Annotated in this window: 23 protein-coding genes; 20 read left to right on the top strand and 3 right to left on the bottom strand. The window is 41.3% G+C overall.

The window, feature by feature from the left end; translation table 11 throughout:
• Positions 1-6: 6 nt before the first annotated feature.
• The 10 genes from ABT996_RS02010 to ABT996_RS01965 all read left to right on the top strand — a co-directional run bounded on the left by ABT996_RS02010 (position 7) and on the right by ABT996_RS01965 (position 7914).
• Positions 7-948: a F0F1 ATP synthase subunit gamma gene (locus ABT996_RS02010; protein ID WP_035448887.1), complete on the top strand. Its 942-nt coding sequence runs from the start codon at positions 7-9 to the stop codon at positions 946-948.
• A 23-nt stretch (positions 949-971) separates the two neighbouring features.
• Positions 972-2378 (top strand): F0F1 ATP synthase subunit beta, encoded by a 1407-nt coding sequence (gene atpD / locus ABT996_RS02005; protein WP_035448888.1) that lies wholly within the window; start codon positions 972-974, stop codon positions 2376-2378.
• A 14-nt stretch (positions 2379-2392) separates the two neighbouring features.
• Entirely contained in the window at positions 2393-2812 is a 420-nt protein-coding gene (locus ABT996_RS02000) for a F0F1 ATP synthase subunit epsilon (RefSeq protein WP_010688659.1), read from the top strand.
• Between the two features lie 178 nt (positions 2813-2990).
• Entirely contained in the window at positions 2991-3221 is a 231-nt protein-coding gene (locus ABT996_RS01995) for a DUF1146 family protein (protein WP_010688660.1), read from the top strand.
• 31 nt (positions 3222-3252) lie between these two features.
• Positions 3253-4560 carry a UDP-N-acetylglucosamine 1-carboxyvinyltransferase gene (gene murA, locus ABT996_RS01990; protein ID WP_035448890.1) on the top strand — a complete coding sequence of 436 codons (1308 nt, stop codon included), beginning with the start codon at positions 3253-3255 and terminating at the stop codon, positions 4558-4560.
• Between the two features lie 201 nt (positions 4561-4761).
• Positions 4762-5754, top strand: coding sequence for a rod shape-determining protein (locus ABT996_RS01985; protein WP_035448892.1), 993 nt, complete (start codon positions 4762-4764; stop codon positions 5752-5754).
• Positions 5754-6011 carry a membrane protein insertion efficiency factor YidD gene (gene yidD, locus ABT996_RS01980; protein WP_010688663.1) on the top strand — a complete coding sequence of 86 codons (258 nt, stop codon included), beginning with the start codon at positions 5754-5756 and terminating at the stop codon, positions 6009-6011. The genes ABT996_RS01985 and yidD overlap by 1 nt, the downstream gene beginning before the upstream one ends.
• A 21-nt stretch (positions 6012-6032) precedes the next feature.
• A complete protein-coding gene (locus tag ABT996_RS01975) occupies positions 6033-6254 on the top strand; it encodes a DUF2969 domain-containing protein (protein WP_010688664.1) in 222 nt (73 codons plus the stop codon).
• A gap of 92 nt (positions 6255-6346) precedes the next feature.
• A complete protein-coding gene (locus ABT996_RS01970) occupies positions 6347-7549 on the top strand; it encodes an FtsW/RodA/SpoVE family cell cycle protein (protein ID WP_010688665.1) in 1203 nt (400 codons plus the stop codon).
• An 11-nt stretch (positions 7550-7560) separates the two neighbouring features.
• Positions 7561-7914 carry an arsenate reductase family protein gene (locus ABT996_RS01965; protein ID WP_010688666.1) on the top strand — a complete coding sequence of 118 codons (354 nt, stop codon included), beginning with the start codon at positions 7561-7563 and terminating at the stop codon, positions 7912-7914.
• An 816-nt stretch (positions 7915-8730) separates the two neighbouring features.
• On the opposite strand, the gene ABT996_RS01960 is transcribed toward ABT996_RS01965, so the two are convergent.
• Complete coding sequence (locus ABT996_RS01960; protein ID WP_010688667.1) at positions 8731-9471, bottom strand: gamma-glutamyl-gamma-aminobutyrate hydrolase family protein; 741 nt, start codon at positions 9469-9471, stop codon at positions 8731-8733.
• Between the two features lie 114 nt (positions 9472-9585).
• On the opposite strand from ABT996_RS01960, the gene sufC reads away from it, so the two are divergent.
• From sufC to ABT996_RS01930, 6 genes are all read left to right on the top strand, one after another.
• Complete coding sequence (sufC, locus tag ABT996_RS01955; RefSeq protein WP_035448894.1) at positions 9586-10365, top strand: Fe-S cluster assembly ATPase SufC; 780 nt, start codon at positions 9586-9588, stop codon at positions 10363-10365.
• Between the two features lie 12 nt (positions 10366-10377).
• Positions 10378-11667, top strand: coding sequence for a Fe-S cluster assembly protein SufD (gene sufD / locus ABT996_RS01950; RefSeq protein WP_035448896.1), 1290 nt, complete (start codon positions 10378-10380; stop codon positions 11665-11667).
• Positions 11648-12874 carry a cysteine desulfurase gene (locus ABT996_RS01945; protein WP_035448898.1) on the top strand — a complete coding sequence of 409 codons (1227 nt, stop codon included), beginning with the start codon at positions 11648-11650 and terminating at the stop codon, positions 12872-12874. Before sufD ends, ABT996_RS01945 begins: the two co-directional genes overlap by 20 nt.
• Positions 12871-13323, top strand: coding sequence for a Fe-S cluster assembly sulfur transfer protein SufU (gene sufU, locus ABT996_RS01940; RefSeq protein WP_010688671.1), 453 nt, complete (start codon positions 12871-12873; stop codon positions 13321-13323). The genes ABT996_RS01945 and sufU overlap by 4 nt, the downstream gene beginning before the upstream one ends.
• On the top strand, positions 13316-14719 hold the full coding sequence (sufB, locus tag ABT996_RS01935; RefSeq protein ID WP_035448900.1) for a Fe-S cluster assembly protein SufB: 1404 nt from the start codon (positions 13316-13318) through the stop codon (positions 14717-14719). Before sufU ends, sufB begins: the two co-directional genes overlap by 8 nt.
• 110 nt (positions 14720-14829) lie before the next feature.
• Positions 14830-14982 (top strand): hypothetical protein, encoded by a 153-nt coding sequence (locus ABT996_RS01930; RefSeq protein ID WP_010688673.1) that lies wholly within the window; start codon positions 14830-14832, stop codon positions 14980-14982.
• A gap of 261 nt (positions 14983-15243) precedes the next feature.
• On the opposite strand, the gene ABT996_RS01925 is transcribed toward ABT996_RS01930, so the two are convergent.
• Positions 15244-15639 (bottom strand): helix-turn-helix domain-containing protein, encoded by a 396-nt coding sequence (locus ABT996_RS01925; protein ID WP_052006380.1) that lies wholly within the window; start codon positions 15637-15639, stop codon positions 15244-15246.
• A gap of 139 nt (positions 15640-15778) precedes the next feature.
• Between ABT996_RS01925 and ABT996_RS01920 the strand changes: the two genes are divergently transcribed.
• The 4 genes from ABT996_RS01920 to ABT996_RS01905 all read left to right on the top strand — a co-directional run bounded on the left by ABT996_RS01920 (position 15779) and on the right by ABT996_RS01905 (position 20651).
• On the top strand, positions 15779-16132 hold the full coding sequence (locus ABT996_RS01920) for a hypothetical protein (RefSeq protein ID WP_035448902.1): 354 nt from the start codon (positions 15779-15781) through the stop codon (positions 16130-16132).
• A gap of 198 nt (positions 16133-16330) precedes the next feature.
• Positions 16331-17122 carry an HlyD family secretion protein gene (locus ABT996_RS01915; RefSeq protein ID WP_035448904.1) on the top strand — a complete coding sequence of 264 codons (792 nt, stop codon included), beginning with the start codon at positions 16331-16333 and terminating at the stop codon, positions 17120-17122.
• Between the two features lie 3 nt (positions 17123-17125).
• Positions 17126-18904, top strand: coding sequence for a hypothetical protein (locus tag ABT996_RS01910; RefSeq protein ID WP_035448906.1), 1779 nt, complete (start codon positions 17126-17128; stop codon positions 18902-18904).
• A gap of 757 nt (positions 18905-19661) precedes the next feature.
• Complete coding sequence (locus tag ABT996_RS01905) at positions 19662-20651, top strand: Lreu_0056 family protein (protein WP_010688681.1); 990 nt, start codon at positions 19662-19664, stop codon at positions 20649-20651.
• A gap of 298 nt (positions 20652-20949) precedes the next feature.
• Here the strand turns inward: ABT996_RS01905 and ABT996_RS01900 are convergent, their stop codons facing one another.
• Positions 20950-22563, bottom strand: a complete 1614-nt coding sequence (locus ABT996_RS01900; protein ID WP_010688685.1) for an APC family permease — start codon at positions 22561-22563, stop codon at positions 20950-20952.
• Positions 22564-22661 lie beyond the last annotated feature (98 nt).

The raw sequence follows: 22661 nt of genomic DNA, 5'->3' as shown, positions 1-22661 counted from the left end.
GAGCTAATGCCAGCTTCTTTACAAGAAGTTAAGCGTCGAATCGTTTCGACTAAGAAAACTGGACAGATCACAAGTGCGATGCAAATGGTCTCGACTGCTAAGTTGAGTCAGATCCAAAAGCACTCTGTAAGTTATCAAGTTTATGCTTCGAAGATTCGTAGCGTGATTACCCATTTGGCACAATCTCATCTACTTGATTCTGCTTCAGCAGTTGAAAGTGGAAAAGACCAAGTGGGCAAACTCAACACCTTAGGTATGCTAAAACAACGTCCTGTGAAAAAGACCGGGATCGTCGTTGTGACTTCAGATCGTGGCTTGGTTGGTAGCTACAACAGCAACGTTATCAAACAAACGCTTGATCTGATCAAAGAAAACGGCCACACCAAAGATGATGTTGTGATCATCGCAGTTGGTGGTACCGGGGCTGAATTTTTCAGTAAACGTGGTTACAACGTTGCGTATGAATTTCGCGGTGTCAAAGACGTACCGACATTTAGAGAAGTACGTCCGATCGTTGAAGCTATCGTGACGATGTATAGCAATGGTCTGTACGATCAATTATTTGTTTGTTACAACCACTTTGTTAACACTTTGACCTCTATTTTCCGTGCTGAAAAGATGTTACCTATCACAGCTGAAAATATGGGTGATGATGACTTGACTGCACTTGATGAAGATCAAAAGTATCATATTGAATATGAAACAGAGCCTTCACGTGATGCGATCTTAGAAGTTATCTTGCCTCAATATGCGGAAAGTTTGGTTTATGGAGCTATTTTAGATGCTAAGACTTCTGAACATGCATCAAGTTCGACTGCGATGAAGTCAGCTTCTGATAACGCTAAAGATATTATTTCTGCGTTAGAACTTCAATATAACCGTGCACGTCAAAGTGCGATCACAACTGAAATTACGGAAATCACAGGTGCGCAAGCTGCCTTAGATTAGAACGATTAGGAGGAATTAACTAGATGAGTTACGGTAAAGTAGTTCAGGTAATCGGCCCAGTTGTCGATGTCCAATTCCCTCTTAGTGAATCCTTACCTGATATCAACAATGCTTTAACAGTTGAACGTGAAGATGGAACAAAATTGGTGATCGAAGTTGCTCTTGAATTGGGTGACGGCGTAATGCGTACGATCGCGATGGATTCCACTGATGGCCTTCAACGTGGGGCAAAAGTTGTTGATAACGGCGCAGCTATCAGCGTGCCCGTTGGTAATGATACTTTGGGACGTGTTTTCAACGTCTTAGGGGAAACAATTGATAATGGTCCAGAAATTAGTGCCGACCATCGCAGAGATCCTATCCACCGCGATGCGCCAGCTTATGACCAATTAAACACAAGTACAGAAATTCTTGAAACAGGGATCAAAGTTATCGACTTATTAGCTCCTTATATCAAGGGTGGTAAGATCGGTCTGTTCGGTGGTGCCGGTGTTGGTAAGACCGTTTTGATCCAAGAATTGATCCACAATATTGCACAAGAACATAACGGTATCTCCGTCTTTACTGGTGTTGGTGAACGTACACGTGAAGGTAATGACCTTTACTTTGAAATGAAGGAATCAGGCGTTTTAGAAAAAACAGCCATGGTCTTTGGTCAGATGAACGAGCCACCTGGAGCCCGGATGCGGGTTGCCTTGACTGGTTTGACGATCGCGGAATACTTCCGTGATGTTGAAGGCCAAGACGTGTTATTGTTTATCGATAACATTTTCCGCTTTACTCAAGCTGGTTCTGAAGTTTCCGCCTTGTTAGGCCGTATTCCATCTGCCGTTGGTTACCAACCAACATTGGCAACTGAAATGGGTCAATTGCAAGAACGTATCACTTCAACTAAGAAGGGTTCTGTTACATCTATCCAAGCCGTTTACGTGCCTGCCGATGACTATACTGACCCTGCGCCAGCAACGACCTTTGCTCACTTGGATGCTACAACTAACTTGGAACGTTCCTTGACTCAACAAGGTATCTACCCAGCTGTTGACCCATTGGCATCTACTTCAAGTGCTTTAGCACCTGAGATCGTGGGTGAAGAACATTACCGTGTAGCGACTGAAGTCCAACACGTATTACAACGTTACCGTGAATTACAAGATATCATTTCGATCTTAGGTATGGACGAATTATCTGATGAAGAAAAAGTTATCGTTTCACGTGCCCGCCGGATCCAATTCTTCTTGTCCCAAAACTTTAACGTTGCGGAACAATTTACTGGTGTTCCAGGTTCTTATGTACCAGTTGAAGAAACAGTTAAAGGCTTTAAAGAGATCCTTGAAGGTAAGTACGATGATCTTCCAGAAGATGCTTTCCGGAGCTGTGGTCCGATCGAAGATGTTGTGAAAAAAGCTGAACAGATGACACAAGGCAATTAAGGGGGTAGCGTCCAATGGATGAAAAACCTGTATTAACTGTCAATGTGGTTACGCCTGATGGATCAGTTTATGAAAATACAACTGATTTAGTGATCTGTACAACAACAGTCGGGCAAGTCGGTATCATGCCGAACCGCCTACCTTTGTTGGCATCACTGGCAATTGATAAAATCAGAGTCAAGACAGGTGAAGATACCTTTGATGAAGTCGCAGTTAGCGGTGGATTCATCGAATTTTCAAACAATGTTTTATCTGTAGTTGCATCAGCAGCTGAAAGAAAAGAAGAGATCGACACTTCACGGGCTGAACGGGCGCGTAAGCGTGCGGAGGCACGGATCGCTAAAGCTAAAGAAAACCACGATGATAATGAATTACAACGTGCTGAAGTTTCTTTACGTCGGGCGATCAACCGTTTGAGTGTTTCGAAGAAATAATCAAAAAGATCCTTGTCATTTTGGCAAGGATCTTTTTTTAACAACTGGGTAAGCATTTTATCTGATTTTTGCGTAGATATAGCTATATTTTTTTAGAGATTCGCCGTAAATGAGTGACTGAACTGAAAAATTATGCTATGATTATTTCGGATTGAGTAAAAGAGAAGAGGGAAAAAAGATGCAATATATAGGAATAATGGCGCTTTTGACGATCATCAGTCATTTTGTCTTTATCGCCTTGGCATTTGTGGGGCTCCAGTCTTTGAGACTCGATCGCTACATTGAACCGGCACGGCAAAATAGCTTCCGGCTTGTCTTAGTCATGGTCGCGGTAGCTCTTGGTTTTGCTTGCAGTTCGTTTTTTACGAGCTTTGTGGACAATGTGGTACATCTATCATATCTGATTTAAATAAATATAGTAATTTTCGGAGGAGTAACAATTGGAAAAGATTATTGTGCGTGGCGGGCATAGATTGAATGGAACAGTAGAGATCGAAGGAGCAAAAAATGCGGTCTTACCGATTTTAGCTGCGGGTATCTTACCAAGTGAAGGCCGCACCTTTTTAACAAATGTTCCGATCTTATCTGACGTTTATACGATGAACAATGTGATCCGCTTTTTAAACGTTAAGGTTGGTTTTGACGAAGAAAATAAAACGATTGCATTGGACGCAACTAATGAACTTTCTTATGAAGCACCATTTAAGTATGTCTCAAAGATGCGAGCATCGATCGTTGTTTTAGGACCACTTTTGGCGCGTTTAGGTCGTGCTAAAGTTGCGATGCCAGGTGGCTGTGCGATCGGTTCACGTCCGATCGACTTACATTTGAAAGGGCTTGAAGCTTTAGGGGCTGAGATCAACCGACATGATGGTTACATTGAAGCTTTTGCACCAAATGGACTCAAGGGTGCTAATATTTACCTTGATTTCCCAAGTGTTGGTGCAACGCAAAACATCATGATGGCAGCTACTTTAGCCAAAGGGACTACGATCATCGAAAATGTTGCGCGTGAACCAGAGATCGTTGACTTAGCTAACATTTTGAATAAAATGGGGGCTAAAGTCAAAGGTGCTGGGACTGAGACCTTGAAGATCACAGGGGTCGAGACTTTACATGGCACAGAACACGCGATCATCCAAGACCGGATCGAAGCCGGGACATTCATGGTGGCAGCTGCTTTGACTAAGGGTAATGTTTTGATCAAAGATGCCGTAGCTGAACATAACAAGCCGTTGATCTCTAAATTAGAAGAGATGGGCGTTCAAGTCTTAGAAGAAGAAAATGGTTTGCGTATCATTGGACCAGAACAATTGAAGCCAACAACGATCAAGACTTTACCACATCCAGGTTTCCCAACGGATATGCAACCACAATTTTCGATCTTGCAGTTAGCGGCTAAGGGTACGAGCATCTTGACCGAAACTGTTTTTGAAAATCGTTTCATGCACCTAGAAGAGATGCGTCGTATGAATGCTGACTTTAAGATCGAAGGTAATTCGGTCATCATTTACGGGCCAACTGATTTTTCAGGTGCTGAAGTAGCCGCAACTGATCTGCGGGCTGCTGCTGCCTTAGTTTTAGCTGGACTTTTGTCACGTGGGATCACTCAAGTCACACATTTACAATATTTGGATCGTGGTTATTACCACTTCCACCAAAAATTAGCTGCTTTAGGTGCAGAGATCAAACGGATCGACGATATCACAAACGAAGAATACGTTATTTCCAAGAAAAAGATCAAATAATAATTTTCAGGGCTGCAAGTTATCTTAGCAGCCTTTTTTAATAAAAAATTTTAAAATTAAACCAATTTGATTGGGGGAACACGGTTTTTCAGGTGCAATTAATATGCTATAATTGGCTGTGTGTATTTTAAAATGAATTGAACTGAGATCAACTCTCAGTCCTACTTACATGTTTAATTAAGAACAAAAGGAGAAAATTTTATGGCTAAAGATATCGGTATCGATCTAGGTACGGCAAATGTATTGATCAATGTCAAGGGTAAGGGCATTGTGCTAAATGAGCCTTCCGTTGTAGCTGTCGATACGCAAACTGGCCGGGTCCTAGCAGTGGGTTCGGAAGCCTACAAGATGGTCGGCAGAACACCAAGTAATATTCGTGCGATCCGCCCATTAAAAGATGGGGTCATTGCAGACTTTGACATGACAGAACAGATGTTATCGTATTTCATCAAGAAGTTAAATGTTAAAGGTGTGATGTCGAAGCCGGCCATTCTGATCTGCTGCCCAACTAATACGACTGACATTGAACGTAAAGCGATCCGTCAAGCCGCTGAAAAGTCTGGCGGGGGCGATGTTTATTTGGAAGAAGAGCCTAAAGTGGCGGCTGTCGGTGCAGGACTCGACATCTTCCAACCTTATGGCAATATGATCATTGATATCGGTGGTGGGACCAGTGATATTGCAGTCCTTTCCTTAGGTGATATCGTGATCAGTCGTTCTTTACGCAGTGCCGGTGATAAGTTGAACGCAAACATTGCTAATTACGTTCGCCAAGAATACGGTCTGATGATCGGTGAACATACAGCTGAAAAGATCAAGATCGAGATCGGCAGTGTCATCAAGGGTCACCGCAACAAGGAAATGACTGTGCGTGGCCGCGATGTCGTTAGCGGGTTACCAAAATCGATCCGCATCACGTCCGATGAAACGGTTGAGGCAATGCGTGACACGATGGATGCTATGATCGCAGCTGCTAAAGAAGTGTTGAGTGAAACTCCACCTGAACTTGCTTCTGATGTAATCGATCGTGGGATCGTGATCACTGGTGGTGGTGCCTTGCTTGACGGGATCGACACTTTATTTGCAGAAGAATTGACGATCCCAGTGATGATCGCAGACACACCACTTGATGATGTGGCAGTCGGTTCAGGTCAATTGCTCGAACAGATCGAAAAACTAAAAAAGAGTAAATAATGAAGATTTTTAGCAAGTTACTTATCTTACCGGTTAAGTTTTACCAAAAGGGGATCTCCCCCTTATTGCCACCGAGTTGTCGTTATTATCCGACCTGCTCAACTTATATGATCCAGGCGATCGAGAAACACGGCGCTTTATTGGGCTTGCTGATGGGATGTGCTCGTATTTTACGGTGTAATCCTTTCGTTAGAGGTGGCTATGATCCAGTTCCGGATCACTTTAGGTTACGTAGAAATAAAAATCCGAAAAAGTGAATTAACATAGGGGGATATACCTTGTCGAAAAAAGAACGTAATATTCAGATCATTGAAAATGAAAAGATGGTGAATGGTAATTTAGTCTTAGAATTGACGATCCAAGATGAAGTGATCGGTAGTGTCAAACAAGACGGAATGCGCTATATTGCCGTTTTATCCAATGGCGAAAAATTAAAGCTCAACTCAAGAAATGAAGCTGTTGACTATCTCTTGCGTGATTACCACTTACACCGCGGATAAGTTAATAAAAAAATAAGTTTGCCGACTGAGCCTTTCTTCAGTCGGCAAATTGTATATAATTAGTAGGAATCAAATAAAAGGAGTGACTTTTAATGGCGCGACAACAGTTCTTACACCGTGATGAAGACGATGATGCTCGTATCGACTGGGGCATTATCTTTTCGGTCCTTGTGTTAGCCGTGATCGGGATGATCTCGCTTTATGTTGCCTTGACCCATGATACAAGTACTGCTAGTGTGACTAGAACGATGATCACTCAGGCAATGTGGTACATCTTAGGGATCGGGGCTGTGATCTTTATCATGCAGTTTGATGCTGAACAGTTGTGGAAGATCGCCCCGTTGGCTTATGGACTAGGGATCTTCTTATTGATCTTAGTGCTATTCTTCTATAGTCGGCGAATGGCGATCCTAAACGGGGCCAAGAGTTGGTTTGCGATCGGCTCGTTATCATTTCAGCCTTCCGAAGTGATGAAACCTGCCTTTATTTTGATGATGGGGCGAGTCATTTCGCAACATAACAGTGAATATCCGGAACACACGACGCGTTCGGATTGGTTATTGTTAGGTAAACTCTTTGCGTGGACGATCCCAGTGGCAGTCCTCTTGAAGTTGCAAAATGACTTTGGGACGATGCTCGTGTTCTTTGCGATCTTAGGGGGGATGATCTTAGTTTCAGGTATCACCTGGAAAATCATTGCGCCGGTCGCGGGAGCCGTGACTGTTTTAGGTAGTTTAGCGATCTTTTTAGTTGTTTACGATAGGACTTTACTTGAAAAGATCGGTTTTCAGGCTTACCAGTTCAAACGGATCGATTCCTGGCTCGATCCTTCTGGAAGTACTAGTGGTAGTAGTTATCAGCTCTGGCAGAGTATGAAAGCGATCGGCTCAGGACAACTATTAGGTAAAGGCTTCAATGTTTCCAATGTTTATGTGCCGGTGCGCCAATCAGATATGATCTTTTCGGTCATTGGAGAAAACTTTGGCTTTATCGGTTGTTGTTTATTGATCTTTATCTACTTATTGTTGATCTTTCAAATGATCCAGGTGACTTTTGATACGAAAAATGAGTTTTATGCTTATATTTCGACTGGGGTCATCATGATGATCTTGTTCCACGTCTTTGAAAATATCGGGATGAACATCGGGCTCTTGCCTTTGACAGGTATTCCATTGCCATTTGTCAGTCAAGGGGGATCAGCTCTGATCGGGAACATGATCGGGGTCGGATTTGTGATGTCGATGCGTTATCACAATAAGAGTTATATGTTTAGTAATGGGACAGATTTTAGATAGGGTGAGTGTAAATGAAAAAATTTTATTGTTATGCACGTTGTAGTACCTGTAAAAAAGCCGAAAAATGGCTCTTGGAAAATCAAGTTCAATTTGACAAGCAAGATCTAGTTGCCGATCCTCCGACTAAAGAGGAGCTCTTAGCGATCTTTGCCAAAAGTGACCGACCATTGCGTTATTTCTTCAATACTAGTGGTCAAGACTATCGCAAGTTGAACTTAAAAGAAAAAGTTCCCACAATGACAAAAGAAGAAGCGGCAACGATGATGTCGGAAAATGGCAAACTCATCAAACGTCCGCTGATGGTCGATGAAAAGACCGTAACTTGTGGCTTTAAGCCTGAAGTTTATCAAGAAACTTGGCTTTGATCAAATAACCGTAATTCTAGCATGGTAAGCGTAGAATTACGGTTATTTTTTTCGCTTTAGGACGGCCTAGTGATGTATTTATTTTTACAGGGTGCTACTTTTTTATAAAAAATCCCCCAGCCGACAAGCAACTGGGGCACGCTTATCTATCGGTGGTCTTTCAACCAGTCATAGATAATGCTTGATACCAGATTGACTAGGATAGCCAAGATCAAGCTTAGGATTGTGGAGAGCATAGCATTCACCTCTCTCTTGTACTAATTGAAGTTGATCAGACTTCACGTACTTCTTTAGTATATTGACAGGTTGAAATAAATTTTATATGATAGTGGTGTGGAGAGCATGGATTCATCCTAGCTCTATAATGCAAGCTGATCACTTGCGAACCAGTTTTACCTTCTGACATATATTTGTCAGAGGGTAATTTTTTTGCACTAAAAAAGGCGCTCCGTCCGATGAATTGAGCGGGGGAGAAAATTTTTTATTTGGAGTATATATTTATTTTCCGTAAGAAATAAAAGCAGTATTATTGAGTAAATAAAGAAGAACTCGAGGCGAAATGTTCACCACAGTTTACATATAAATAATAAGAAGCAATTATGGTAAGAGTAAGGATCCAGAAACAGAGATAGGGGGATCATATACAGAAGTCTTGAAATTAGAAAGGACAGCCGTAAGAGATATTGATGCGTAGCTGAAACGTATTCGATAAATGCAGCGTTTAGTAAACAATAGAGGCCTTACTATGATACAAGATCCGCATCATAATAAGGCCTCTGTTATTCATACGGTGCTGACCGCATTGTCTTACACGCTTTATCTTTGTTCGGCAAATTTTTTAGCTTCACCGACAAGATGGATGAAGAGCTTTAAGGAATTCTCGTGGTCTTGGTAAAGTGTTTCGGGATGCCACTGAACACCTAAGAAATTAAAGTTCTTACCGACTGCCGCTTCTACGATCCCGTCTGAACTGTAAGCTACCGGGATCAACTCCGGAGAGATATCTTTTAGCGCTTGATGATGAAATGAATTTACGCGTGCCGAAGTGCCAAAGAAGTCTTGGATCAAGTTGTCTTCTTTGACTTCGATCGAATGTGTCAGTGCTTGCCAAGGTGCTGTCTGGTATTGGTTGTGCTTGACAGCTAGCTTATCGTAGTCGCTTAGATCTTGGTAGAGACTGCCACCTAAAAAGACATTCGCGAGTTGGAGTCCGCGACAGATACCTAAAGTTGGAAGATCGCGTTCATAGGCTTGACGTAAGAATTCGATCTCAAAAGCGTCAAGCGCTGAGTCGATCGCACCTAATTTTAAGCTGGGTTCTTCATCGTAAAAATAAGGATCGATATCTTTACCGCCGGGCAATAAGAGACCGTCGATCCGATCGATCAAAGTACTGATGCTCTCAAGTGAGCTCTTAGGTGGGATGATCACTGGGATCCCACCGGCTTTTTTAACGGCATCTAAATAGCCTTGCCCGATATAGGAGATAGGTAAGTTCGCGTGTTCGGGAATCAAGGCGCCGTTGAAATTTCCGATAATGCCAATGATTGGTTGCACGTAGATGCCTTCTTTCGTAAATATATTTTGAACAAGGTTTTCCAATTGAAAGTAATTCTCAATTAGACTACAATGATGATAGTATACTTATTTAGTTTAGCGGAGGAATGAAAAATGTCAACTCTTGAAGTAAAAAATCTCCACGTTTCGATCGATGGAAAAGAGATCTTGAAAGGCCTTGATCTTAAGATGCAGACGGGGGAGATCCATGCAATCATGGGCCCAAACGGAACTGGGAAGTCGACTTTATCAGAGGCGATCATGGGTAACCCAGCTTACACGATCACTAAAGGTGAGATCTTATTAGATGGTGAAAATATTTTGGATTGGGCAGTTGATGAACGTGCACGCGCAGGGCTCTTTTTAGCGATGCAATATCCAGCTGAGATTCCAGGGGTCACGAATGCTGAATTTATCCGCAGTGCGATCAATGCGCGTTTGCCTAAAGATGAACCGATCTCGATACGAAAATATCTAAAAGACCTCGAAGAAACGATGGCCTTTTTAGACATGCCATTTTCCATGGCAGAGCGCTACCTCAATGAAGGTTTCTCCGGTGGGGAAAAGAAACGCAATGAGATCTTGCAACTGATGATGATCAAGCCTAAATTTGCGATCTTAGATGAGATCGATTCTGGTTTGGATATCGATGCCTTAAAAGTCGTTTCTAAGGGGGTAAATGAGATGTGCAGTCCAGATTTTGGCTCGTTGATCATCACCCACTACCAACGACTCTTGAACTATATCGTACCAGATGTCGTGCATGTCATGATGGATGGTCGGATCGTAACGACTGGTGGCCCTGATCTAGCTAAGCGCTTGGAAGCAGAAGGCTATGCGGGTCTCCGTGATGAATTAGGGCTTGATATCAAGCTAGCAGAAGATAAAGCTTAGGTGGTGGCAAAAATGAGTGCATTAACAACACAAGCCCAGGCACTAGTAGAGTTTGGTAAGCAAACTAATGAGCCTAGCTGGTTTACCCAAAAAAGGACCCAAGCTTTAGAAAAAGCTCAAGAACTTGAGATGCCACGCTTTGAAAAAATCAAATATAAACGCTGGCCGATCGAAGTGACTAAGCCGGTGCAAGTGCTCCAAAATGACTTGCCTGAAGCTAAGGCAGCTGAGATCACGATCCAAAATAATGTTGTGGTCGAATTTGGGCAAACAACTGCTAAATTAGAACTCGATCCAGCATTAAAAGCTCAAGGGGTGATCGTCTGTGATTGGCAAACAGCTCTGCAAGAACATCCAGAACTCATCGAAGAGTATTTCATGGAAGCGGTCAAAGACGATGAAAATCGCTTGAATATGCAACATGTGGCTAACGTTACCAGTGGATTGTTGATCTACGTGCCTAAAAATGTCGTCCTAGAAGAACCATTGACGTCGTATTTCATTCAAGATGCTACAACGGAACAAGACTTTGTGCACCATGTTTTATTGATCGCTGATGTCAACAGTGAAGTCTCATATTTGGAGAATTTGCAGACTTACGGTGAACAAAAGACAACAGCCAGCGTGATCGTGGAAGTCTTTGCCAAGGCGGGTAGTCACGTAAAATTTGCCAGTGTCGATCGCTTGGGTAAAAATACGACCGCCTATCTCAATCGCCGGGGGCATTTGGAGCAAGATGCTAAGATCGACTGGTCGATGGGGATGATGAATGACGGTAATATCGTTGGTGACTTTGATTCTGATCTGATCGGTGATGGTTCTCACGCCGAAACTAAAGTCGTTGCGATCTCAACGGGTAAACAAGTCCAAGGGATCGATACCCGCGTGACAAACTATGGTAGACATTCGATCGGCCACATTCTCCAACACGGAGTCATCTTATCGCGGTCATCGCTAGTCTTTAACGGGATCGGCCACATCATTCATGGTGCCAAGGGAGCCGATGCGCAACAGGAAAGTCGGGTCTTGATGCTTTCGACTAAAGCGCGTGGCGATGCCAATCCGATCTTATTGATCGATGACAATGCCGTTACTGCTGGTCACGCCGCCAGTGTTGGGCGGGTCGATCAAGACCAATTGTATTACTTGATGAGTCGGGGCTTGTCAAAAGAGATCGCTGAACGTTTAGTGATCCGTGGTTTCTTAGGCCCAGTTTTGACAGCTATTCCAAGCCGAAAAGTCCAAGCAGAGCTCTCCGACATGATCGAAAGGAAGCTTATCGATGGACAAGAAGAAAAATGATTTTCGTGCTGATTTTAAGATCTTAGATCAAAAAGTCAACGGTGAGCCGTTAGTCTATTTGGACAATGCGGCTACGACCCAAAAGCCCCAAGCTGTGATCGAAAGCTTAGTGGACTACTATGAACATGATAATGCTAACGTCCACCGGGGTGTGCATACCTTAGCTCAACGAGCAACGCAAGCCTATGAAGCTACGCGCCAAAAGGTCAAGGAACTGATCAATGCCGATAGTGAGCGTGAAGTCGTCTACACTAAAGGCACGACGGAAAGTCTCAATTGGATCGCACGGGGTTACGCCCAAAAGATCTTGCAGCCAGGCGATGAGATCGTTTTATCCTATGCAGAACATCATTCCAATATCGTTCCCTGGCAGCAGGTCTGCGAAAAAACAGGGGCAAAGCTAGTTTATTTGGATCTAAATACAGATGGGCAAGTTGACTTAGAGAACGCTAAGCAATTGATCAATGAAAAGACCAAGATCGTATCGTTAGCACAGGTGTCAAATGTCCTAGGTGCTGTCAATCCGATCAAAGAACTCGCTCAATTAGCGCATAAAAATGGTGCTATCATGGTCGTGGATGGGGCGCAATCAGTACCTCATATGCCAGTAGACGTTAAAGAATTAGACATTGATTTTCTAGCTTTTTCCGGCCATAAGATTCTAGGGCCAACGGGGACTGGGATCTTGTGGGGCAAGCTGGAATTATTGAACCAGATGTCACCGCTTGATTTTGGAGGCGAGATGATCGATTTTGTCGAATTAGAGCATTCGACCTTTAAAGAAGTTCCGTGGAAATTTGAAGGTGGGACCCAAAATATCGCAGGAGTGATCGCTTTAGGCAAGGCGATCGACTATCTGCAAGCAGTTGGGTTAGCCAATATCGCCCAGCATGAGACCGAGTTGATGGAATATGTCTTGCCTAAGTTGCAAGCGATCGATGGGTTTGAATTATACGGTTCAGCTGATCCAGCCAAACATGCCGGGATCATCTCGTTTAACCTTGCAGGACTTCATCCACATGATACAGCGACAGCACTCGATATGGAGGGAGTTGCGATCCGGGCTGGTCATCACTGTGCCCAACCGTTGATGAAAAAATTACAGATCGCAGCTTCGGCCCGAGCCAGCTTTTATCTGTATAACACTAAAGAAGATGCCGATAAATTAGTGGAGGCATTGATCAAAACAAGGGAGTTCTTTCGATGAGTTTATCCAGTTTAGATAATTTATACCGTCAAATGATCTTAGAACATGCTAACCGTCCCCATCATCATGGTAATCTTCCCGCAGTCGACAAACAGATCGAATTGCGTAATCCGACTTGTGGGGATGTGTTAGAGCTAGAAGTCAAGCTCGATGATGAAGGCAAGATTGCTGACATTGCTTTTAGTGGGACCGGGTGTACGATCTCGCAGGCTTCGGCTTCAATGATGACCGATGAAGTGATCGGTAAGACGCCAGAACAGGTCAGTGAGATGGTCGAGGCTTTTTCCGAGATGATCACTAAAAATGAAGATAAAGATTATGAAGACTTATTAGGCGATGCTGTCGTCTTAGAGGGGGTCGCTCAATTTCCCGCACGGATCAAGTGTGCAACTTTAGCCTGGAAAGCGATCTACCAAGCATTAGAGAAGGAGGACAAAGCCCATGAGTGAAAATACAATGCCTGAATTGGGTGGCGAATACAAATACGGTTTTAAAGATGATATTGAACCGCTTTTTACAACAGGGGAAGGTTTGACTGAAGATATCGTCCGTCAGATCTCGGCTGCTAAAAATGAGCCAGAATGGATGTTAGATTTTCGATTGAAAGCCTATGAATTATACCGCAAGTTGCCAATGCCTGATTTTGGCCCTGACTTGTCACCCCTTGATTTTGAACATATCAATTACTTTAGACGTGATTCCGACCGCGTTGCCCGTGATTGGGATGATGTGCCCGAAGAGATCAAAAGGACATTTGACCGCCTAGGAGTACCCGAAGCGGAACGTAAATACTTAGCGGGTTCTTCGGCGCAGTATGAATCCGAAGTAGTCTATCACAATATGCGCAAAGATTTTGATAACTTGGGGATCGTCTTTATGGATACTGATTCAGCTGTCCAAGAATATCCTGAATTAGTCAAAAAATACTTCGGAAAATTGATCCCACCAACTGATAATAAGATGGCTGCGTTGAATTCGGCTGTTTGGTCAGGTGGGACCTTTATCTACGTGCCAAAAGGTGTCAAAGTCTCAGTACCGATCCAAAGTTATTTCCGAATCAATGCGGGTAACTCGGGGCAGTTTGAACGGACTTTGATCATTGTCGATGAAGGAGCAAGCATCAATTATGTGGAAGGCTGTACCGCACCAAACTATTCTGAAGATAGCTTGCACGCAGCGGTCGTTGAAGTAAATGTCTTAAAAGATGCTTACTGTCGTTACACCACGATCCAAAACTGGTCCGATAACGTCTACAGTTTAGAGACTAAGCGGGCACGGGCTTTGGAGAATGCGACGATGGAATGGGTCGATGGTAACTTAGGTTCAAAGGTTACTATGAAATACCCAAGTGTCTACTTAGATGGCCGTGGTGCGCGTGGAACGATGCTCTCGATCGCCTTTGCGGGTAAAGATATCGACTCTGATACCGGGGCTCGGATGATCCACAATGCTAAAAATACTTCATCTTCGATCGTTTCGAAGTCTCTGTGTAAAGATGGGGGCCGGGTCGACTACCGTGGACAAGTCCGCTTTGGCCGGCATTCAGACGGTTCATTTGCCCATATCGAATGTGATACGATCATCATGGATGACAAATCAGCAAGTGATACGATCCCATTCAATGAGATCTTGAACGGCAATGTTTCCATGGAACACGAAGCCAAAGTATCTAAGATCTCCGAAGAACAGCTCTACTACTTGATGAGCCGTGGGATCTCCGAAGAAAAAGCGACTGAAATGATCATCATGGGCTTTGTTGAACCATTCACCAAAGAATTACCAATGGAATATGCTGTTGAGTTGAACCGCTTGATCGAATATCAAATGGAAGACTCAGTGGGTTAAAGAAAGCACATCTTGGCGTTGGCTGGGATGTGTTTTTATTTTGGCTAAAAATTTAAATTTGTTCATGCAATGATAGATGAAGTATTATAGTGGCAAAGAAGGTGAGTGACTTGGATGAAAAGAAGTTTTCATTTACTGCAGAAGAAGTAGCAGAGTTTTTCAAAGAAATAAATTTAGAAGCATTAGTGAACAGTTTACGTTTAAGCATTGATGATGAAAAAAATCCCCGACCAGAAAACACTGGTCAGGGAAAGGGTAATTAAGCGATATCGTAAGGATTAGGGATGATCCTTGTGTCTAAGAGATATTGTTTGATGAAGGTGAGAGTAGCTGTTGTTTACATGTGTGGCTTAAAACCTTCGTTAATAATGTTTCCATTTCAGCTTGAGAATATGACAATGTGTGCATATTGATTACCTCCAATTAATTAAAGTACTACACACAAAGAAAAGGGGCGAGTTTCTCGCCCCAAAACAAAAAGCAGCCGGATGGCTGCTTTTTGCGCACTAATTTGAAAATTTAAGCTAATCGTTTGCAGAGAGTTCCAAGAGTTGAATAAAAGCTTGACTAAATTTATCAGCTTTTTCATCATCTAATTTTCCAAGTTTATTGGTAAGTTCTACAATATTTCGTTTTGATTCAAGTTCAGAGGTTGTGTTAGCGACGGCAACTAGATCAGAAAGCGATATATCGAATGCTTCTGCAATTTTTATAAGTGTTTTGATACTAACATTTTGATCACTAGTTCTTTCTAAGCGTGAAATAAAATTAACGGAAAGTCCGCTTTTTTCGGCTAGTTGTTCTTGGGTAAAGTGATATTTTTTACGAAAGTATCTAACGTTATTTCCAATGTTTACTATTTTTGAGACCTCCTTATCTCTTTTAATAGTAATTAAAATTTTAAAATTGTATAACGGCATAAATGAATACTTTTACAAAAATAAATTATTACTATGTGAATATATTAATTTAGTGCAATAAAAAATGCAAAAACTGTTTATATGTGCATATAACAGTAGTATAATATCGGTATATTCTAATAAAAGGAGAGTGCTCTTAATGAAAAAGAAGAAACTATTGTTTGGTGCTACAGCTGTAGCAACCACTATCGCAACAGGGGTAACAGCACAAGCTGATAGTGTAAATGACAATGCGACTGCAAATGTAGCTCAAGTTAGTGTACAATCACCAACTAAAACTGCTGAAAATAAAGTTGCAACAGCCGACAAAGCAGTTGCCGATGCACAAACAAGTGTCGATACCGCCCAACAAACTGTCAAGCGAACAAAATCTGACTTAGATAGTGCCAAATCTGATCTAGATTCAGCCAAAGATCTAAAAGATCAAGCAACACCTGAAGCTATCGATCAAGCTAAATCAGATGCTGATTCAATTAAAGAAGTTCAAGACTAAGCTCAAACTACTGTTGATCAAACTCAACAAGACGTTGAACATCAAAGCGCAGTTGTCGACTCCGCTAAACAAGACTTAGATTCTAAAACATCTGATTTACAAACAGCACAAAAAGATGAATTAGACGCCCAACACGCTGTCGATCAAGCCCAACATGACGTTGATGCGTAAAAAGAAGCTGAACAAAAGCTTCCGCAATTGACTGAAGATGCTAACCAAGCTAAAGAAGCCTTTGACAGTGCACAAACCAGTGTCGATCAAGCTCAAACTAATTTTGATACAGCCCAAAAGAACTTAGCTGATGCTAACACCAATAAAACAACAGCTGATTCACAAGTCGAAGCTAAGAAATCAGAAGTCTCAACTGCTAAAGATGCTGTTGACACAGCACAAAAAGCGCTTGATACAAAAGGTTCAAAAGCCGAACTTGATCAAGCTCAAACCGATTTTGATTCTGCGAAATCAGCTCAAGCAAACGCTCAAAAAGATCTAACCGAAAAACAAACTGCTAAAGAAAATGCCGATAAAGCTGTCGTACCTGCAAAAGAAGATCTTGCTACGGCTAAAGATACGCAAAGCTTGTTACAAGAGGCTGTTGACCATGCTAAATCAAAACAACAAGCTCAAGCCAACGTTGTCACTGATTTACAAAACAAATTGAATCAAGCAAACCAAACAGCAACTAAGACCAACGTTCAAATTCACGTTACAAATGAATTGAAACAAGCTGTTCAAAAGTATGTTAACGATGTATATGCTAACGCTGATAAAACAACGCTCAATAACGATGCTAAAGCTATTCAAGATGCACTAACAAATCCAAAAAAATATGGATTCCCACATACTGATATCACAGGATCTGGATCAAATTCTAAAATTGAAACTAAAAACAACGGTGGACCCTTATCAATAAACTATATTCCATCATCTGAAGATGAAGAATTAATGGAACAACATAATAATCATCCACTATATGCTTCGTCAAAATAACTTGTGGGAAATCTAACCAATAAACAACTACTAGAATTAGAACAATTTACAGCTGATATCATCAACGCCATGCGTGATGCTTTAGGCATTAGTGATAAAGTTGGACACGTTATTGTCAATCAAGACGCCATTAATATTGCTAATCAACTTGGAAAAAATGAAGTTGCAACAACCAATGCTAATATAACAAAAGATGTTGCAAATAAATATGGATTAGATTACTCAAAATTGCGAAATGAATTATTGATCGATCGATATGGATTCTTCTTTAACTTCGTAGCACAATCCTTACCATGGAAAATGTCATACGTAAAAGGTATGCTTGCTTATAATTTAAACGAATATATTTCATTAGGCATTTTACTACCAAACGGACAAACTGTCACAGATCGAAATGGTAATCCTCTATATGATCATGATCTTGTAGGACTTGAAAGTAAATCACTCTTAGGGATCACACCAAATCTCATTAAACAAGCTAAAAATAATACAAATAAAGATCAATACTTTGGTTGGTCTCACCCCGATTTTCCTAATCGAAAAAACGACATCAATGTATCAACCCGCTTCATCTTTATTCCCCAAAGTATGATCACTGACAAATCAAAATTTGATCAAACACCGTTGTTCCAAAATACAACAAATGATACTACTGCTTTACGTTCCGAATTTGATCAAGCAACCAGTCACTTACAATCGCTGACTAATACCTTGACTCAAGCTCAAGTAAAACTCGACACCGCTAACGCTCAAGTAAAAACCGCTCAAACAGCTTATGATCAAGCACTCAAACAACAAACTAACGCTGATCAAGCGCTTGCCACAGCTAAAACAGCCCTTCAAACTGCTGACCAAAACTTAGCCACAGCGCAAACAAAACTTGATTCAGCCAAACAAGCTTATGCTGATAGCTTAAAAGATACGGCTGCTAAACAAGAAGCGCTCAAACAAGCACAAACTACTTTAGCGCAAAAACAAGCCGAATTAGATAACTTAGTTGCGTTACAAACAAAAGCTAACTCCCACTTAGCTGACGCCAACATCAATTATCTAAACGCTGAACGTCAATTAAAAGACGCTCAAAATCAACTTGCAGTAGCAAAGGATGCGTTTAATAAGGCAACAAGTACGCAAAAAGAAGCACAAAAACAAGCTGATCAAGACCCAGCTGAACTTCAAGAAGCTTTAGTAACAGCTCAACAAAATTTAGTTACAGCTCAAACTAACTTGGCTCAAGCACAAGCACAAAAAGACGAAGCTCAAAAGATTTTCGATACTGAATCTGCTAAACTACAAGAGCTTCAAACTAAGTTGACCGAAGCTAAACAAGCCCTTGAAACAGCCAAAACTAACGCTACTAAAGCAAATAATCATTACGAATCACTGCTTAACGCTGATAAGAACTTAGTTCAAGCTCAAACTGCTTACGATCAAGCCGTACTTGCTTATAATAAAGTACAAGCTGATTTAGCAACTGCCCAAGCAACACTTGCTTCCGCTAAGCAAACGCAGCAACAAGCTCAAGCAGAACTAGCTAAGGCTAAGCAAGAACAGATGACATTGATGAACTTTGAAAAAGCATATCAAGCAGCTCAAAGTGAAAATCCAGCACGTAAGCTAAATGTGCATACGGTTGGAAATGAAAAACAACAACCGGCTAAGAAAAATAACGTCTTACCACAAATGGGTGATAAGAATAGCCTAGCAGGTGTAGTTTTAGGAATGATGACAACGCTAACTGCTTTAGATACAGCTATTGTTTCACGGCGTAGACGTTCATAATTGAATAACTTTTCTCCTCTGGGTACTTTAACCTGGGGGAGTTTTTTAGTTTGTAATAATATATTTGTATTTTTTGAAAAGAACTATTTATTCGTAAATAGTTGTGTGATAAAATAATGTTGTGAATGAGATAGTAGAGTATTTTGTTAGATTGGTTAAAAATTTGTGATTGAGATATTTGGCTAGAGATTTAGCTAGTGTTGAGCTTGATGATTCATTGGGGAATATTGTGATTAATAATGTAGGATAAAAAGTGTGGGATTTTCAGTAGTGTAGCAACTGTTAGGGGATTATAGGTATAGTTGTTGCAAATTAGGAAGAATCTATTGAATTTGTGATGGATTTCAATTGAGATAGTGTGAAAAGTGAGAATCTTTAAGAAGATCTATAAGAGGAGTTTAGGTGGCTACTTTTATAGGTCTTTTTATTATAATCCACTCGGAGTACCCGAGTGACTTTTTTTAATGCCCGAATAAATCTTTGCCTGTTTTTCCCGAATAAGTTGTGAAAGAAAATAGGGTATATTACAATGGTAAATTTAAATGATTATCTAAGTCATGAGACAATTAAAAAATATAGGAATGGTAAATTGGATTGGGAATATGATATGACGATTGATATGGATACTCTCTATAAATTAATTGTTGTGATCTTACTGGAATGTGTTCCTTGGTATAATTAAAATGAGATAGAGATATACATGAGTAAATTATTATCACAGTATAATAGTAGTAAAGCAGAGGAGGTAATAGTAATTATGAAAAAATTAGCAGTTATTTTATCACTTTGTAGTGTGGGGGTGTTGCTCACTGCCTGTGCTCAAAAAAGTGAACCGACTAAAAAGGTAGAATCATCATCTCAGGTAAAACATAGTAGTAGCTCCAAAAGTTCACGTAGCAGTGCAAGTAGTACGACACTAGATAAAAAGGCTAGTGAATCCCAAAGTTCAACACCTTGGAATGCAGATAAGGATGCACAGTTACAAAGCTTTATCAGTAGTTGGCAGGGAAAAATGGGACAGTCATATACTAAATATGATGGACAAAATTCACTAAAAGCATCAACTGGAACAACTTATCCGGATATTTTCAGCGGAAATGGTGTTTATATGAATAACTCCAGACTTTCGATAGGATATAGTCCAACTGGTGAAGGGCCGTATGATTATAATGTCGTAGCGATCTATAATCATGATGGGACTCAACCACCGTTGCCAAATCATATCACCTATCTATTCGCATTTCATAATGGTCAACCTGTAGCTTTAGTTGATCAATCACGTGAAGGTGAAGTTCGTGTGACAGAAACTAAGAATGCAGATGTTAGAGAAGCTTTCCAAAGGATCGCAGGTGAAAATACAACTACAAGTAGTGATGAAAAAGAGCGTGAACCATCATTTAACGAATTAGCTGTTATGACGTATGCCATTGGTTATGGGGATGGTGATATAAATGGTGCAAAAGTTGCAGCAGATAATGGCTTTTTAGATTTATATTATATGCAGGATTCGGGACGTTATGGTATTGGTCAAGGAACATCGGCAAGTACGATCTTATTGCAACAAGACGGTGATAAAATGAAGTACTGGACCAAGGATACCAGTGGTGGAAGATCTACGGCAACGGCCCGTGTAGTTGAGCATACGGTTTCGATCGCTGAATTAAAATCACGCTACTTTTCGACAGCCGAACAGCGTGCAACTATAGAGCAGATCGCAAGTAAATTAAAAACAGGAACTTCCGAATAATAGTTTATAGCTTCCAGAGAGATTGAATCTCTGGAAGCCATTTTTTATCGAGAAATCTACGTCATAAAATAATTATCTACGTCATTTTGGGGTAAAATGACGTAGAAAAAAAGTTGGTGAATACTCATCAGCTTTTTTAGTAGTGTTATTCAGAGCTAGCTTTACCGAACAAAATAAAGTTTCTGTGAGAGAATTTTAGGGGAATTTACATAAAAGTATTTTGGCTCAATTTGCGTATCTTATAAGTGTAGACCAAAAAATCCCCCACTCAGTCTACGGACTAAATAGGGGAAAGAAACTAGTTTTGACTAGGTTTTTTATGTGCGATCAAGACAAGTAAAGCCAGTGCGATCACGACTTCAATGATGATATAAACTAACCGCAAAGCAATCTTTGTTCCGCCGAGCCAAACATCAAAGACTACGGAGAAGACAACAAGTGCGATCATTAGATACCATTGTGACCGATCAAAAGCAGTCCCATACTTGAGCTCGCGTCGTCTGATCGAAGGTAACAAGGCGCCAAGTCCGATCAAGACCACGATCGAGACGATATTGATGACTAATTCGTACCACCATGTGTGGCTAAATTGTTCCACGTCTTGTGGAGCGACCCCAAGTAGGGTAGCCAAGGCTGTAACGAGTAACAATAAAAGTCCAACAAGATATGCCAATTTATCATTTTTGATGAAGACATATTGGGATGGATATTTGCTGGAGTTTTTGCGGATCCGCATGAAAGCGTAGAAGATCCAGCAAGTTACCCCAGGTGAGATGATCCCGTTTAAGTTCAAAAGCCAGTTGAAGACGTCGTTCATCTCAGGTAAGAATACACCCAAGAACATGATGAAGGCACATAGCGTACAGGTCAAAATGTAACCGTTGATCGGAAGCCCATCTTTGGTCGTCTTACGTAAGAATTCAGGCATGTATTTATCACCAGTATCTGAGATCAACATCCGTGTCATTGCATCCAGTAGCACCGCTAACAAAGCACACATGTAAACGACCGAAGTCCAAGCGTAGACATACATGAAGACATCGCCTAGCCCAAATTGTTCGCCCAAAGCTTGGAAAGCATAGTAGGAACCATTCATTTTAAGGTCATTTGGCAAGTGATAAGCGTTAAAGTAGATCCCCAAGGCAAAAGAACCAAAGATCGTTAGAAAGGCTGTCATAATAGCTAAGGCGATCATCGCTTTCGGGAATTCCCGCTGTGGTTTACGCATTTGTGTTACGTATGGTGCGATCAATTCGCTCCCGTTAACGGCGTAGATCAACATCCCGACAGTCGTCCAATATTTCAGATCAAAATTAGGAATGATCGTATGTACATTCATCGGTTGTGTTGCCATATGCCCACCATTTTTAGCTAAGCCAACAAAGGCTAAAACAACAAAGAGGATCGTCATGACAAACATCATGCCCCCACCGACAACGCTTAGAAATTCCATTGAGTTAGCTAAGCGCCGTTGAATGATGATAAAGATAATGAAAATAATAAAAGTCCAAAGAGTAAATTGTGCATTTGACATGGTGTCTTGGAATTTGTCCGAACCAGTAAACGCCCAACCAAAGCCAACGACGACTGAGTTAGCTGAGTCAACGACATAAGGCACTGAAGCAGCCCAATAAGTCCAAGCAGTAAAGTAACCAAGAAATTCACCATTAGTTCCGCGGATCCAAGAGCTAAGCCCGCCACCTTCTTTATTGAAGACCGAGCCGAGTTGTCCGACCATTAGAGAATAGGGAATAACATACAAGAAAAGCATCAAGACCCAAGATGTGATAACTGTCATACCTTGGTTTTTAAAGTTATACATAATATCATCAAAGCCGATGACGGTCACAAAAGCCATCAATGTCAAGATCGGCCAACTGATATATTTTCCGTGTGTCTGTGTGTTGTCCATGAAAATAAACCTTCCTTTTTACATAAAATAATCATACCTACAAAGAATATCCTAACTAAAGATAAGTTGCAAGGGTGAATCAGGTATAAGATGTAAAA

Origin of the sequence: Ligilactobacillus sp. RTP31139st1_D10_RTP31139_211217 (assembly GCF_040226755.1) — a bacterium.
GTDB classification, from domain to species: domain Bacteria; phylum Bacillota; class Bacilli; order Lactobacillales; family Lactobacillaceae; genus Ligilactobacillus; species Ligilactobacillus animalis.
This window is presented reverse-complemented; position numbering and strand designations above follow the sequence as displayed.

Coding starts and splice junctions, on each gene's coding strand:
- ABT996_RS02010 (WP_035448887.1), top strand. CDS start 7: ATGCCAGCTTCTTTACAAGAAGTTAAGCGTCGAATCGTTTCGACTAAG.
- atpD (WP_035448888.1), top strand. CDS start 972: ATGAGTTACGGTAAAGTAGTTCAGGTAATCGGCCCAGTTGTCGATGTC.
- ABT996_RS02000 (WP_010688659.1), top strand. CDS start 2,393: ATGGATGAAAAACCTGTATTAACTGTCAATGTGGTTACGCCTGATGGA.
- ABT996_RS01995 (WP_010688660.1), top strand. CDS start 2,991: ATGCAATATATAGGAATAATGGCGCTTTTGACGATCATCAGTCATTTT.
- ABT996_RS01985 (WP_035448892.1), top strand. CDS start 4,762: ATGGCTAAAGATATCGGTATCGATCTAGGTACGGCAAATGTATTGATC.
- yidD (WP_010688663.1), top strand. CDS start 5,754: ATGAAGATTTTTAGCAAGTTACTTATCTTACCGGTTAAGTTTTACCAA.
- ABT996_RS01970 (WP_010688665.1), top strand. CDS start 6,347: ATGGCGCGACAACAGTTCTTACACCGTGATGAAGACGATGATGCTCGT.
- ABT996_RS01965 (WP_010688666.1), top strand. CDS start 7,561: ATGAAAAAATTTTATTGTTATGCACGTTGTAGTACCTGTAAAAAAGCC.
- sufC (WP_035448894.1), top strand. CDS start 9,586: ATGTCAACTCTTGAAGTAAAAAATCTCCACGTTTCGATCGATGGAAAA.
- sufD (WP_035448896.1), top strand. CDS start 10,378: ATGAGTGCATTAACAACACAAGCCCAGGCACTAGTAGAGTTTGGTAAG.
- ABT996_RS01945 (WP_035448898.1), top strand. CDS start 11,648: ATGGACAAGAAGAAAAATGATTTTCGTGCTGATTTTAAGATCTTAGAT.
- sufU (WP_010688671.1), top strand. CDS start 12,871: ATGAGTTTATCCAGTTTAGATAATTTATACCGTCAAATGATCTTAGAA.
- sufB (WP_035448900.1), top strand. CDS start 13,316: ATGAGTGAAAATACAATGCCTGAATTGGGTGGCGAATACAAATACGGT.
- ABT996_RS01925 (WP_052006380.1), bottom strand. CDS start 15,639: ATGCCGTTATACAATTTTAAAATTTTAATTACTATTAAAAGAGATAAG.
- ABT996_RS01920 (WP_035448902.1), top strand. CDS start 15,779: ATGAAAAAGAAGAAACTATTGTTTGGTGCTACAGCTGTAGCAACCACT.
- ABT996_RS01905 (WP_010688681.1), top strand. CDS start 19,662: ATGAAAAAATTAGCAGTTATTTTATCACTTTGTAGTGTGGGGGTGTTG.
- ABT996_RS01900 (WP_010688685.1), bottom strand. CDS start 22,563: ATGGACAACACACAGACACACGGAAAATATATCAGTTGGCCGATCTTG.